This is a genomic window from Methylomicrobium agile (assembly GCF_000733855.1).
GTDB classification, from domain to species: Bacteria; Pseudomonadota; Gammaproteobacteria; order Methylococcales; family Methylomonadaceae; genus Methylomicrobium; species Methylomicrobium agile.
The window spans coordinates 1,495,439-1,508,043 of record NZ_JPOJ01000001.1 but is presented as its reverse complement, the minus strand read 5'-3'; the positions used below and the strand labels follow the sequence as shown (position 1 = coordinate 1,508,043).

The 12,605-nt window shown below is 58.3% G+C and carries 13 protein-coding genes and 2 pseudogenes; 6 read left to right on the top strand and 9 right to left on the bottom strand.

All coding sequences use genetic code 11. From position 1 onward, the window contains the following. Positions 1–217: 217 nt before the first annotated feature. Positions 218–826 carry a phosphoribosyltransferase gene (locus CC94_RS21305; protein WP_005368436.1) on the top strand — a complete coding sequence of 203 codons (609 nt, stop codon included), beginning with the start codon at positions 218–220 and terminating at the stop codon, positions 824–826. A 17-nt stretch (positions 827–843) separates the two neighbouring features. Here CC94_RS21305 and CC94_RS0107250 read toward each other — a convergent pair whose 3' ends face one another. From CC94_RS0107250 to CC94_RS0107235, 4 genes and pseudogenes are all read right to left on the bottom strand, one after another. Then, positions 844–1,749 (bottom strand): cation diffusion facilitator family transporter, encoded by a 906-nt coding sequence (locus CC94_RS0107250; protein ID WP_031430358.1) that lies wholly within the window; start codon positions 1,747–1,749, stop codon positions 844–846. 213 nt (positions 1,750–1,962) lie between these two features. Continuing rightward, positions 1,963–2,616 (bottom strand): annotated as a pseudogene (locus tag CC94_RS22940) (arsenic resistance protein). Positions 2,617–2,752: 136 nt separating this feature from the next. After that, on the bottom strand, positions 2,753–3,256 hold the full coding sequence (locus tag CC94_RS0107240) for an arsenate reductase ArsC (protein ID WP_031430357.1): 504 nt from the start codon (positions 3,254–3,256) through the stop codon (positions 2,753–2,755). Positions 3,257–3,279: 23 nt separating this feature from the next. Beyond that, the gene (locus CC94_RS0107235; RefSeq protein ID WP_031430356.1) at positions 3,280–3,618 is read right to left on the bottom strand and encodes an ArsR/SmtB family transcription factor; all 339 of its coding nucleotides are present in this window, start codon (positions 3,616–3,618) and stop codon (positions 3,280–3,282) included. 294 nt (positions 3,619–3,912) lie between these two features. Between CC94_RS0107235 and CC94_RS0107230 the strand changes: the two genes are divergently transcribed. The 3 genes from CC94_RS0107230 (at position 3,913) to CC94_RS0107220 (ending at position 6,639) form a co-directional block, all read left to right on the top strand. Then, complete coding sequence (locus CC94_RS0107230; protein ID WP_031430354.1) at positions 3,913–4,542, top strand: DUF47 domain-containing protein; 630 nt, start codon at positions 3,913–3,915, stop codon at positions 4,540–4,542. A gap of 9 nt (positions 4,543–4,551) precedes the next feature. After that, positions 4,552–5,664, top strand: a complete 1,113-nt coding sequence (locus CC94_RS0107225) for an inorganic phosphate transporter (RefSeq protein ID WP_005368424.1) — start codon at positions 4,552–4,554, stop codon at positions 5,662–5,664. Positions 5,665–6,057: 393 nt separating this feature from the next. Continuing rightward, entirely contained in the window at positions 6,058–6,639 is a 582-nt protein-coding gene (locus CC94_RS0107220; RefSeq protein WP_031430352.1) for an HdeD family acid-resistance protein, read from the top strand. Here the strand turns inward: CC94_RS0107220 and CC94_RS0107215 are convergent. The 4 genes and pseudogenes from CC94_RS0107215 to CC94_RS0107200 form a co-directional block, all read right to left on the bottom strand. Continuing rightward, positions 6,633–7,301, bottom strand: a complete 669-nt coding sequence (locus CC94_RS0107215; RefSeq protein ID WP_031430351.1) for a response regulator — start codon at positions 7,299–7,301, stop codon at positions 6,633–6,635. The genes CC94_RS0107220 and CC94_RS0107215 overlap by 7 nt on opposite strands. A gap of 53 nt (positions 7,302–7,354) precedes the next feature. Continuing rightward, positions 7,355–7,753: pseudogene (locus CC94_RS25205) on the bottom strand (IS5 family transposase); the annotation flags it as partial. After that, a complete protein-coding gene (locus CC94_RS25200) occupies positions 7,645–8,121 on the bottom strand; it encodes an IS5 family transposase (protein ID WP_031429487.1) in 477 nt (158 codons plus the stop codon). The gene CC94_RS25200 and the pseudogene CC94_RS25205, both read right to left, overlap by 109 nt. Positions 8,122–8,360: 239 nt before the next feature. Then, on the bottom strand, positions 8,361–9,773 hold the full coding sequence (locus tag CC94_RS0107200; RefSeq protein WP_036303805.1) for a sensor histidine kinase: 1,413 nt from the start codon (positions 9,771–9,773) through the stop codon (positions 8,361–8,363). A gap of 238 nt (positions 9,774–10,011) precedes the next feature. On the opposite strand from CC94_RS0107200, the gene CC94_RS0107190 reads away from it, so the two are divergent. Together CC94_RS0107190 and CC94_RS0107185 are read left to right on the top strand one after the other, a co-directional pair. Further along, complete coding sequence (locus CC94_RS0107190) at positions 10,012–10,443, top strand: hypothetical protein (protein ID WP_005368418.1); 432 nt, start codon at positions 10,012–10,014, stop codon at positions 10,441–10,443. 23 nt (positions 10,444–10,466) lie between these two features. Next, the gene (locus CC94_RS0107185; protein ID WP_031430349.1) at positions 10,467–10,940 is read left to right on the top strand and encodes a DUF3280 domain-containing protein; all 474 of its coding nucleotides are present in this window, start codon (positions 10,467–10,469) and stop codon (positions 10,938–10,940) included. A gap of 11 nt (positions 10,941–10,951) precedes the next feature. On the opposite strand, the gene tnpC is transcribed toward CC94_RS0107185, so the two are convergent. Next, complete coding sequence (gene tnpC, locus CC94_RS0107180) at positions 10,952–12,586, bottom strand: IS66 family transposase (RefSeq protein WP_005368386.1); 1,635 nt, start codon at positions 12,584–12,586, stop codon at positions 10,952–10,954. Positions 12,587–12,605: the final 19 nt, after the last annotated feature.

Genomic DNA, 12,605 nt, shown 5'->3' with positions numbered 1-12,605 from the left:
CGCGGTATTCTTCCGTTCCATTCCGCTTCGCTGACGTTCGACTCGCTGAAAGCCGATGTCTGAAAGGCCCGTTGCCGGGGAGACAAGCGCGCGCCGAATCCCTGCCAAGCAGGCTCCCCGCTTAAATCTGCCGGCCTTCTCTCCGGATGCCGTTTGACGCAACGGTGTTATGCTATCGGTCACCGGAACGCGGTCTATATACAACGAGGATTTGTCTATGATGCCCGAAACCATGCCTTGCACCCTGGTCACGTGGGAAGAAGTTTACCGTCTATGCCGGGAGGCGGCGCGGAAGATCCGCACCGCCGGGGCCCCGGTCGATATGATCGTGGCGATCGCGCGAGGCGGGTATATTCCGGGGCGGCTGTTGTCGGACATGCTGGGCGTTTCCGACCTGACTGCCTTGAAGATCGAGCATTACCGCGGCGCGCAAAAACAGCGCGAGGTGCTGGTCAAATATCCTTTGAATGCCGACATCAACGGACGCGACGTGCTGCTGGTCGACGATGTGTGCGACAGCGGCGAGACCTTCGCGGTCGCGGTCGAGCATCTCCGTAGATCCGGAACGTCCCGTTCCTTGCATACGGCGGCGATGCAATTGAAAACCGTCTCCGAATTCGTGCCGGATCATTATGCCGGGACGATCGGCGAATGGCGGTGGATTATCTATCCCTGGGCGGTCAATGAAGATCTGTCGAGCCTGATCGAGAAAATGCGGCTCGACACCCGGGATCCCGTCCGTTTGCGGCAGGCGTTCAGGCGGCTGCACGATGTCGACGTGACCCTTCGGCAGGTCGAGGATGCGTTAGGGTTGCTCGATGACTAACGTCGTCTCTTCCGCCGCTAATAACATTGTTCGGAATGGCAGGCGGCTTCGCCGGCGGATTCGAACTGAATCGTCGCGTGGCCGATGCCGAAGCGGTCATGTAAATCGTGATTGATCTGATGCAGCAAAGCATTGCTCCGAGAATCATCGGTAAGCACCAAGTGCACGGTCAGTGCCGCCTGGGTGGTACTGAGGCCCCAGATATGCAGGTGGTGCACATCGGTTACCGCAGGCAGTCCGAGCAGGTAGGCGCGCACCGCCGCCGCATCGATGCCTTCGGGAACCGCGTCCAGCGCCAGATTCAGCGAATCCCACAACAGCCGCCACGAGCTGTAGATGATGGTCAATGCCAGTATGAGGCTGAGCGCCGGATCCACCCATTGCCAGCCGGTGAATAGAATGACGGCGGCGCCTGCGACGACTCCGGCGGAGACCAGCGCATCGGCGGCCATGTGCAGGAACGCGCCGCGGATGTTCAAGTCGCTCTTGCGTCCGGACATGAACATCATCGCCGTGCCTGCGTTGATCACGATCCCTGCCACCGCGACCCAGATCACCGTGTCGGCGGCGATCGGGGAGGGCGTTTCGAGACGTTGGACCGCTTCCAGGATGATCGCGCCGACCGCGACCAGCAATAACACCGCATTGGCGAGTGCGGCCAGCACCGACGCGCGCTGCAGGCCGTAACTGTGCCGTTCGGTGGCGGCGCGGCGGCTCAACGCGGTTGCTCCCCAGGCGAGAAACAGTCCCAATACGTCGCCGAGATTGTGTCCCGCATCCGCGATTAGCGCCAGGGAGTGCGAAAGGAATCCGTATACGACTTCGGCGGCGATGAAAATCGAGTTCAGCAGGATTCCGACGGCGAAAGCGCGGCCGTAATTCGGCGCGTGCGAGTGTGGGTGAGAATGATGCTCTGTATGCATGACAATAATGCGCGGTTGTGATCGGAACCGGAGGCAATGCCCCGAGTCACCGCATTATCGACAGGAAGGCGGAGAATTGCAATCGATGGTGCTCGGCCGCACCCAGGACATCGGTTTACCGAAGAATCGGCGATTTTTCAAACCATAGACCAACGGGCGCCCGACAAATTCATCGGCGAACTTTGCCTTAAAGCTGTTCCGGCAACGGAGAGGCTATCGGTGCATAGGCTGCCATGTTCGCCCGTATAACCGTTTTTTAAAGAGAAACGCCACATTGACCCGTCCGATCATCACCGGCACTTCGATCAGCGGACCGATGACTGCCGCAAAGGCGGCGCCGCTGTGGATGCCGAATACCGCTACCGCCACGGCAATGGCCAGCTCGAAATTATTGCTGGCCGCCGTAAACGCCAAGAACGCCACCAGACCGGCCGCGTATTCATTATCGCCGCGCGCCAGTTCGTTTCAGACGATCACCATTGCGATGCAGCGGGCCAGCCCGATCAGAATCAGGCCAGCCATGTATTCCGGATAATCGCGCAGAAATACGACCGCCAGCGCGAACATCAGCACCGGCCCGATGATCCAGTTCTGCAGCAGCGACAGGCCCAGCACCCGCCAATCCCGAAACACATCGCCCAGCGCTTCGTGGCGCGCCTTGGCCAACGGCGGGTACATCATCAGAATCAGGCCGGCTGCAATCGGGAGATTGGTCGTTCCGACCGAAACGGCTCGATTGAATTGTTGAATTGGTTCCGGCCATAGAAATCCGATTCCTACGCCAAGCGCCATAGCCATAAAAATCCAGAGCGTCAGAAAGCGATCCGGGAACGACAAGCGGGGAGCGGGGCAACGAGGTATGTTCATGAGGGAACCGAGCCGATCGGGAAGTCGAATTTGGCGTAATCTTCCCGAATTACGCTGGATTCGGCCTGAAATAGGGCGCTGTAGAAAGCGATATTCCGTTAAAGATCGTCTATGGCGATATGAAGACGAAAGCGCTTCATGCGGATTCTCCGGCAAGCGATGAGGGAAGCAAGGTTCCGATGCGGTCCAGTTCGGTTTTCAAGCGGCCACGATCCTGCTGCAGCGCGTTTAAAGGCAGCCGCAGAAACTGCTCGATGCGGTAGCGCAAGATGCGATATGCCTTCATAAAGGCGGCGTCGATTTCTTCGTCGCCGCCTTCGGCATGGGCGGGATCTTCGACGCCCCAGTGGCTGCGCACTGCAGGCCCGAGATAGACCGGGCAGGTTTCGTTGGCGGTATTGCCGCAGACGCTGAGTACGATGTCGGGTGTCGCCGGCAGAGCGTTCCAGGATTTGCTGAAATAGCCTTCGGTGGAAATCCCTTCGCGTTCCAGCAGCGCCAGCGAACGCGGATGCACTTTGCCGGTCGGTTTGCTGCCGGCGCTCATCGCCTGCCAGCCGGGCGGCGCCAGATGGTTGAAGGTGGCTTCGCCGAGGATCGAACGGCAGGAATTGCCGGTGCATAAGAACAAAACGTTCATGGAAGCTCGTCCTTTGATGAAAATTAGGGGTTGCCGCGGCAGGTCTTCGCCGGCTCTGCATCGAAGCATTGCTCTGCATGGCCGCTGCAGCATTCGGCAGTCAAATAATCGATCAGCGCCTGCATCACCGGCAGATTGGCGCGGTAACGCTGATACCGGCCTTCCTGGGTTACGTTGAGCAGGCCCGCATGGGTCATGGCCTTCAGATGGAAAGACAGGTTGGTGGGCGGCAGGGCCAGCAGTGCGGCGATTTCCCCGGCCACCAGGCCGGCAGGCGCGTGCTTGACCAGAAGCCGGAACACATCCAGCCGGATGCCGGAGGCCAAGGATTCGAAAAGGGAAGTGGCGAGTTGTTTATCCATATATTAACTATACAACAATGATTGAAATATTGAAAACAAACAACGATAAATTTTCCTCTTGTTCATGGTTTTCGATCGACCGCTTTGATTTTCAAAACGCGCCGTAAAAGCGCCTATTTTCGGCTGGCAGGGTATTCGACCGGCCGGCTTGCTCCCGGCGGCAATAGTTCTTGTGGCGTTTGCTCGCCCTCGCACGCATCGGCATCCCCAAAACTTCTCATATTCAGCCAACAGGTTATGCGATAATGGGAGAGAATTAGCAAAGCCTTACGGGGCAAAAATAAGGAAGAAACCATGTTTTCATTGCAAACTATCTTCGGCAAAGGCGACAAGTTTTACAGCCTCCTCGAAGCCAGTGCGGAATCCGCGCGTGCGTCGACCAGGGCGCTGATCGAACTTTTGAGTACGCCCGCATCGCAGCAATCGCTGGAAAAGTTTAAACAGGCGCGCCGCCAGGAAAAGGATTTGGCCGCGCAGATCAGCGAAGAACTGGTCGACACTTTCGTTACCGTACTCGAACGCGAAGATATCGAAGCCCTGAACGGCGCGCTCTATAAAATTCCCAAGATCGTGGAAAAATTTGCGGAGCGTTACACGCTTGCCCTGGCGCGAATCGGCGACGTGGATTTCGCGAGCCGCGCCGCCATGCTGGAACAGGCCTGCGAAGTTTTGCAACAGATGATCGGATTGTTGCGGTACGGCATGGATCTGGACCGGATCAAAAAATTGAACGATCGGCTGCACGCGATCGAAGGCGAGGCCGACCGCCAGATCCTCGAATTGTACCGGGATGCCTACGCGAATGAATCCGATCCGATCCGTTATCTGATCAAGATGAATTTGTTCGAAATTCTGGAAAAGGCGATCGACCGCTGCCGCGACGCCGGCAATGTCATTTATCACATCGTTTTGAAAAACTCGTAAAAGGTCGCCATGCTGACTCTGCTTTTGCTTGTCATCCTGGCAGCGCTTGTCTTTGAATTTATCAACGGATTCCACGATACCGCCAACTCGATCGCCACGGTTGTGGCCACCAAAGTGCTGACGCCGACCCAGGCGGTCGTGCTTGCGGCCGCCACGAATCTGTTCGGCGCCTTGTCCGGGACCGCCGTCGCCAAAACCATTTCCTCGGGGCTGGTCGATACCAGTCTGGTGGCCATTTCCTCCGAAGTGTTGATCTGCGCGCTGGTCGGCGCGATCATCTGGAACCTGATCACGTGGGCGCTGGGACTGCCGTCCTCTTCCAGCCATGCGCTGATCGGCGGCTTGTGCGGCGCGGCGCTGGCGGCGGGCCACAATGATTTCGATGTGCTGATCTGGTCGAAAACCGCGGACGTCTGGACGGAGAACAAGGGGCTGCTCTGGAAAGTCTTGATTCCTATGGTCAGTTCGCCGATTGCCGGATTTTCGCTGGGTATCGTGATCATGGGAGCATTGATGGCCGTGATCAGTGGGATGAATTCGCTGGGCGGGGCGTTGGCGCGGAGCGTCCGTCCGAAATGGATCAATGTCGCGTTCGGTAAAGCCCAGCTGGTTTCGGCCGGCTACATGGGGTTTGCGCACGGCACGAACGACGCCCAGAAAACCATGGGCATCATTGCCTTGTCGCTTTTTACCGCGAACAGCGCGGGCACTCTCGACCAATTGCCGGCCTGGGCCGAATTCCTGCGGCCGGACGGAGGCGAGAAGGATATCGATACCTGGATCGTATTGACCTGCGCGCTGGTGATGGCGATGGGCACCGCCATCGGCGGCTGGCGGATCATCAAGACGCTGGGCCATAAAATGGTCAAATTGCACCCGATCAACGGTTTCGCTGCGGAAACCAGCTCGGCGACCATTTTGCTGACGGCGGCCCACTTCGGGATGCCGGTTTCCACCACGCACAGCATTTCTACCGCGATCATGGGCGTAGGTTATGCGAAAAATCCTCACGCACTGAAACATTCCGTGATCGAGCGGATCGTCTGGGCTTGGATTCTGACGATTCCGGCCGCAGGCGGCCTGGCCTGGGGCATGGTAAGCCTGCTGTTGCTGTTCCGGTAGGCCTAAATTCCTCATCCGGTATCCCTTCCTTATTATTATCCGGCCTGCTTCAGGCCGATATTCAAAGTTTGCCGCCTCCGGACTTTTGCCGACCGGGGCGGTTACCTTGCCGAATCTTCCCGACAGTCGGCAAGCCTGGTAGGTCGGGCAACCGCTTCACCGTTGCCCGACATTTGGGCGGCGAAGAGGCCGTTCGATGATCCGTAACCGTGACCTCATACTGCCGCATCGAAAAAGTTCGGGCACAAAAAGCGTGCCCGACCTACACGGCGGCCGGCAGGCTCTTTGCCCGCATCGCTATCCAAAACGACTCGCGGAATTCATGGTCTATCGATAAATACGCGAACTTTGTTCGCGCAGAGGATTCGTTATGGCTTGCAGTTGGAGAAGATCATGAATACGAAAGAACACATCGATATTGAAATCCGGCTCATTCAGGAACGAATGCAGCACTATTTCCACAGGCATTGGAAACTGTTCCTGGCGGAAGGGATAATTTTCATCCTGCTTGGATTTTGCGCCATAGTCGTCCCCCGGTTTTTCTCCGTGGCCGTGGTGATTTTTTTGGGCTGGCTGATTCTGTTCGGCGGGATCGTGCATATCAGCCGCGCTCTGCTGTTTTCCGGAATGCCCGGTTTCGGATTGTGGCTGTTTATCGGTATTTTACAGGCGGTGTTGGGCTATCTGTTCATTGTCCGGCCTGCCTCGGGGATACTCACCTTAACGATGCTGATCACGTTGTATTTTGCCCTGGAAGGCATTGCCAAAATTTCTTTGGCTTTCAGGATGCGCCCTTTACCCAGTTGGAGGATGATTTTGTTCAACGGCATTACGGGATTGGCTTTTGCGTTGATCGTCGTGATCGCCTGGCCCGAAACTTCGCAATGGCTGCTGGGCCTGTTCCTGGGCATCAATATGCTTTTCCTGGGCGCGGCGTTGGCCAAAATCGGCCTGCATCATAAAGTCAGCTATTGACTTTCGGCTTTCCCCGCGTCCGTCAACTCCAGCAGATCGATCACGTTCAGCCGGATCGCCAGCCGCGTCAGCTCGATGTCGCTGGCCGCGCCGAGTTTGCGTTTGATCAGGTAATGGCTGTTGCAGACCGTTTTCTGGCTGATGTTGAGCGTCTGCGCAATCGCCTCGATCGGCCGGCCTTCGACCAAAAGGCGCAGAATTTCGAACTCCCGCACCGTGAGCGCCTCCAGCGCCATCCGCTCGCTGCCGAGTTTTTCCAGCGCCAGCGCTTGGGCGATATCCGGGCTCAACGCATGGCGGCCCGCATGGACCTCGAAGATCGCGCGCAGCAGCACGTCCGGCGGGCTGCTTTTGGTGACGTAGCCCAGGGCGCCGGCGCGGCTGGCCTGGACCGCGAAGCTCGGGTTCTGATGCATGCTGAACACCAGGATTTTGGCGTCCGGACAGCGCTGCCTGACCCGCCCGATCAATGCCAGGCCGCCGATGCCCGGCAGCGACAGGTCGGTCACCATCAGGTCCGGCTTGCATTCCTTGAAGCGGAGATAGGCCTCCGCGCCGTCCGCCGCTTCCGCGATCACCTGCAGGCCGGTTTGCTTGGCCAACAGCGCGCGGTAGCCCTCGCGGACGATCGCATGGTCGTCTACCAGCAGGATGTTGATCATCGATTTCCGGCCTCCTCCGTCATTTTGTTGAGTTAAAAGCTTAGATAGTGTCGTCATAAGATAGCTGTCCACAGGGCGATGCACCGGATCTGCACAGCGGCCAGGAACGATGCGGTGTTCTTGGCATAGCGTGTGGCAATACCTCGCCAGCGCTTGAGGTGCAAGAACGCGTTTTCTACTAAATGCCGCAGTTTGTACAGGTCGCGATCGTAGTCGCGGGGTTGTTTTCGATTGCGGCGTGGCGGAATGACCACCGTCATCTGATTTGCTTCGGCTTGGGCTACGATAGCATCGCTATCGTAGCCTTTGTCCGCCAATAAGTACTGAGCATCCACGCCTTCGATCAAGGCTGAAGCCTGCGAACAATCTGCTGTGGTACCTGCTGTAATAAGGATTCTGACCGGCATACCATGCGCATCCACGGCCAGATGTATCTTACTGTTGAGCCCCCTTTTGTGACCGCCATGCCCTGATTGCCGCCTTGCGCGCCGGTCGCATGCGGATGGACTTTGATGTGGCTGGCATCAATCATCAACCATTCATAGTCGGGTTCGGTGACCAACTGTTCCAACAGGGCTTCCCAGACGCCGTGATCTCGCCAACGGCAAAACCGGCGATGGGTGTTCTTCCAATCGCCATAGTCAGGTGGCAGGTCGCGCCATGGCGCACCGGTACGCAAAATCCAGAAGACCGCATTGATAAACAAGCGGTTGTCTCGCGCTTTTCCGCCCCAGGCCCCGGCACGGCCGGGCAGATGGGGTTCCAGTAAGCTCCAAACCGTATCGGAAATGTCATGGCGGCGGTGGGCAGGTTGGGACATGGCTCTTTAATCTCATCAGCAACGACAATCTCCGTATTATACCTGACAAAGACTTATCTTGTGACGACACTATCTAGGGTCCGGTAGGAAATAACTTCCCGAATGTTGATTATTTTGAAAAGCGGATGATTCACTCCCCTCTTTGAAAAAGAGAGGAGGGGGAGATTGATCCGACAAATCCCCCTCGATCCCCCTTTTTGAAAGGGGGTAGTTGTTTTTGACGCAATCCTTATTCCCTTTCAGCTTTCCCGCCAAGGCGAAAAGGAGCCAGCCGCGCTCGCTGCCATTGCCGCGCAGCTTGGCTCGGCCGCCCTGGGCATCGGCAATACGACTTCAATCTTCAATCCATGAGGTTCGGCGATGGACAGCGTCAGTTGTCCCTGCAAGGCGGCGACCCGTTCGCGAATTCCGAGCAGGCCGATGCCGGGGCCTTCCGGAAAAGGCAGCGTGTCGGCGATGCCGTCGTCGCGGACGGTTAAAGTCGCCCGCTCTTCGGCCACCGTCAGCGTAACTTCCACATGATTGGCCGCCGAATGTTTCGCGCTATTGGTCAGGCATTCCTGGGCGATCCGGAACAGCGCGATCGCCTGCGGCTCCGGCAAGGTCCCGCAGTCGCCGCTGATGTTCGATTCGTAACGGATTTTGCCGGCGCCATGTTTGTTCCATCCCGCTATCATACTGTTCAGGCTGGCGGCAAGCCCCAGTTCGTCGAACTCGGCGGGCCTGAGGCTTCCGAGCAGGCTGCGCACATGAGTCATCATGTGTTCGCTGATCCGGACGATGCGGGTGGCTTCTTCGATCAGTTCCGGACATTCCCGCTCCGCCGTATGGATGATCGAGGCGGCGACCGCGTTGATCGCGGCCAGGCATTGGCCGAATTCGTCGTGCAGTTCGCGGGCCAAGTCGCGGCGTTCTTGTTCCTGTAGATCGATCAGCTGGACGGCGAGCTTTTGGCGCTCCGCTAGCAACTGCTGTTGAGCGGCCGCCAGCTGGTTGATCGCGGCGGCGGTCTGCGCCCATTCTCTCGGTTCGAACATGGGCAGGCGATGAGCCAAGTTGCCCTCCCTCAGGGTTTCCAATCCGGCGACGATGACGCCGGCCGGCCGCAATGCCCGATTGACGCTCAGGTAAACGGGCAGGCAGACGGCCAGGATGGTCAGCGCGGAAAGTCCCAGCAGATTCCTGACATCGCTCCAGGCCTGCGCAATGTCCATTTCGGCGCTGGACGATACGGCCAGCGTGCCCTGGATGCGGCCCTTGAAGGCTACCGGCCGCGCTATCTCGAGGCCGGGAGCGAACAACGCCCGGTACAGGCTGGCGAAGCTCTCCGGCGAGCCGTGCGGGGACAGTTTCGCGCCGTTGCACAAACTTTTAACGGCGGTATTGTCTGCGGGTTCGAAACGGATACACAAGCCGGGAACGCCGGCAGTCTCTTTCCAGAGCGAGAAGTCCGGAAACGTCCGGGGTTGGCCGAAGCCGGCATCGATGCGCAACAACTGAAATTCCAACTGTCTGCCCAGCGATTCGGCGGTGGTCTGAATCGTCTGCAGGGTTTGCCGATGGCTTTTCTGCAGCACGTAGACGGAGTCGGCCAGGAGGCATGCCAGCGCGACGGCCGCGATACGGAACAGCAAATGGCTTTGTAGATTCATGGGCAAGCCTGCCGGCCTTTTGTCCGAAGATGGCTGCATTTTAGGTGACGGCCGGCGCGGTGAAAAGCCGCCGGAACGAAAGCAGGCAAATTGCCCGTGCTTTCCGGGCGGATTTCGGCTTACGGCGGATTTTTTTTGTCATAGACTGAGGCCTGCCCCGAATGCCTCACGAGTAAGGGCGAGTGCAGGGAGCCGTTCTCCCGTGCGATTCTACACACTGACCCTAAGGAAAAACCGCATGAACCCGCTTCTTTTCGACCGCGCCATTGCATGGCAAACCCTGGAAAATATCGCGCATTTGCAGTATGCGATCCTGGACATCGACCGGCAGAACAGGATTATCGATGTACTCTTCAAATTCGCCGCGCAGGCGCAGATCGTTCTGCACCGGCATAAGGTGTTGAACCACATGCTGGTGATTCAGGGCGAACACCGCCTGTACGAGGCCGACGGAAGCCTGAAGGAAATCAGGCCGGTCGGCCGCTATACCGTCAGTCCTGCCAGCGACGAGCCGCACCGGGAAGGCGGCGGCGACGAAGACGCGATCGTCTTTTTTAGCATTCGCGGCAGCGATGGCGTGCTCTATGAGATTCTGGACGATGACCTGAATGGGGTGGCTACTTTGAGCATGCAGGACTTTATCGATTTGCACAGCCGTCGAATGCAGTAATAGCGGGTTTTGGGAGAAATCGCATGTATCGCTCGACAATATTCGTAGTGTTGGTTTTTAAGCTGCTCGCCGGTTATACGGCACAGGCTGCGGAACGGATCGCCGTTTTGGATTTCGAACTGAACGATCTGACCTCTTTGCCCTATACTCCCGAAGAGCGGCGGCGTACCGCCTCCTTCCGGCCTTTGCTGGAACAGGCGCTGAAGCGGACGGGCGATTACGAAATGGTTCGGGTCGATGCCGAAGACCAGGCGGCCGCCGATGCGGGTTTGGGTTATCTGTTCCGTTTTCCCGAGCTTGCCGCCAGGCTCGGCGAGCAGGCCGGCGCCGATTGGGTGGTTGTCGGCCGGCACAGCAAGCCCAGCTTTTTGTTCTCTTATTTGATCGCGAATCTGGTTGATGTCAAAAATCGCGCGTTAGCCGCCGGCTATGCGATCGAGCTGAAAGGCAGCCACGAAAAAGGTAAGCGGCCAGCGGAACCACATAGCCAGGACTAAAACGTTATGATTTAATCCGCGAAGCGAAGAGGCAGAAGCTCGTCGATGCGACTGTTGGGCCAAGTTGGGAGCTTTTCCAGGGTTTCTTTTAGCCATACCGCTGGATCGAACCCGTTGAGCTTGGCGGTGCCGAGCAAGGTTTGAATGATGGCGGCACGCTGGCCGGCGCGTTCGGAGCCTACGAACAACCAGTTTTTTTTGCCCAATGCAATCGGACGAATGCTGTTTTCGATCGGGTTATTGTCGATCGGCAGATCACCAGTCTCGGCGTAGCGCGTGAGCGCAGCCCATCGCTTCAAACTGTAGTCGATCGCTTTGGCGGTGGCACTGCCGGGCGCGGTGCGCAAACGGGTTTGCTGAAGCCAGTCGTGGAAGGCTGCCAAGGTCGGCAGCGTTTTTTCGACACGCAGGGCTTGGCGCCCATCGGGCGTTAGGTCACTCCCTTCGGCTTCAATCGCATACAGCACCGCGATGCGGTTCAAGGCTTCGTGCGCGATCGGGCTCTGGCTGGCCTGGAACAAGTCGAAGAATTTCCGCCGTGCATGCGCCCAACAGGCGAGCTCGATGCACGGTTCAAGCAGGCGTTGATCCTCGGGATGCGCGCGGGCGGCCGCAAACAGGGCTTTGTAGCCGGCATAGTCGTCGACGACGAGGTGGCCTTGCCAGTCTTGCAGAAACTGCTGCGCATGCCGGCCGCTGCGGCCGGCTTGATAGTCGAAGACGAGGATCTTCGGTCCCGGCTGCAAGTCGTTGCTGCGATACGCCCACAAATAGGCCTTTTTCGTTTTGCCGTTGCCGGGATCCAATTGCGGCACCGGCGTCTCATCCGCATGCAGGCAATCGCGTTGCAAGAGGTGCCAGGCCAGACGGTCTGCCAAAGGCTCTAAGGCGACGCCGAGGCGTCCGACCCAGTCGGCCAGGGTGGAGCGGGACAAGGTTACGCCGTCGCGGGCAGCGATCTGTTCCAACCGGTACAGCGGCAGGTGATCCAGAAATTTACTGATCATCACCCAACTCAACAAACCGACCGCCGCCATGCCGCCATCGATCACCGCCGGCGGAATCGGCGCCGCGGTCACGGTTTCACAGCGCCGGCAGGCATATTGCGGGCGGATGTGCCGATGCACGAAGAACTTGGCCGGCTCGACGTCCAGTTGCTCGGTCACATCCTCGCCGATCTTGACCAAGTCCCGGCCGCAGTGCCCGCAGGTGCAGGACTCGGGTTCATGCCGGTGCTCGACGCGGGGCAAGTGAGCGGGCAACAGCTGACGACCGGCACGCAGGCGTTTCGGACGAGCCACCGTTGCACAAGGGCTGTCATCCTGCAGTTGCTCGACTTCGGCTTCAATCGCCGAAATATCCGTGTTCCAGGTTTCCTCGAAGACATCCCGCTGCAGCGGAGCCAAGGCTTCGCTCTTGGTACTGAAACGGATGCGCTTGTAATAGGCCAACTCGTGCGTCAGCGCGGCGATTTTGACCTCTTTGGCTTGCAGGCTGGCGTCCTTCGTTTGCAGGAGTTGCTGCTGATTCGCAATGGTTTGAGCATCCTGCGCCGCTTGCTCGACAAGCGTCTGAAGCATTGCCGCGACTTGGGCTTTAGCGGCCGGTTCCAGGTTGAGTTGATCGAGTTCAGCGAGCAAATTCATGGGGGATATTATACCGCAC

Coding starts and splice junctions, on each gene's coding strand:
- CC94_RS21305 (WP_005368436.1), top strand. CDS start 218: ATGATGCCCGAAACCATGCCTTGCACCCTGGTCACGTGGGAAGAAGTT.
- CC94_RS0107250 (WP_031430358.1), bottom strand. CDS start 1,749: ATGCATACAGAGCATCATTCTCACCCACACTCGCACGCGCCGAATTAC.
- CC94_RS0107240 (WP_031430357.1), bottom strand. CDS start 3,256: ATGAACGTTTTGTTCTTATGCACCGGCAATTCCTGCCGTTCGATCCTC.
- CC94_RS0107235 (WP_031430356.1), bottom strand. CDS start 3,618: ATGGATAAACAACTCGCCACTTCCCTTTTCGAATCCTTGGCCTCCGGC.
- CC94_RS0107230 (WP_031430354.1), top strand. CDS start 3,913: ATGTTTTCATTGCAAACTATCTTCGGCAAAGGCGACAAGTTTTACAGC.
- CC94_RS0107225 (WP_005368424.1), top strand. CDS start 4,552: ATGCTGACTCTGCTTTTGCTTGTCATCCTGGCAGCGCTTGTCTTTGAA.
- CC94_RS0107220 (WP_031430352.1), top strand. CDS start 6,058: ATGAATACGAAAGAACACATCGATATTGAAATCCGGCTCATTCAGGAA.
- CC94_RS0107215 (WP_031430351.1), bottom strand. CDS start 7,301: ATGATCAACATCCTGCTGGTAGACGACCATGCGATCGTCCGCGAGGGC.
- CC94_RS25200 (WP_031429487.1), bottom strand. CDS start 8,121: ATGTCCCAACCTGCCCACCGCCGCCATGACATTTCCGATACGGTTTGG.
- CC94_RS0107200 (WP_036303805.1), bottom strand. CDS start 9,773: ATGAATCTACAAAGCCATTTGCTGTTCCGTATCGCGGCCGTCGCGCTG.
- CC94_RS0107190 (WP_005368418.1), top strand. CDS start 10,012: ATGAACCCGCTTCTTTTCGACCGCGCCATTGCATGGCAAACCCTGGAA.
- CC94_RS0107185 (WP_031430349.1), top strand. CDS start 10,467: ATGTATCGCTCGACAATATTCGTAGTGTTGGTTTTTAAGCTGCTCGCC.
- tnpC (WP_005368386.1), bottom strand. CDS start 12,586: ATGAATTTGCTCGCTGAACTCGATCAACTCAACCTGGAACCGGCCGCT.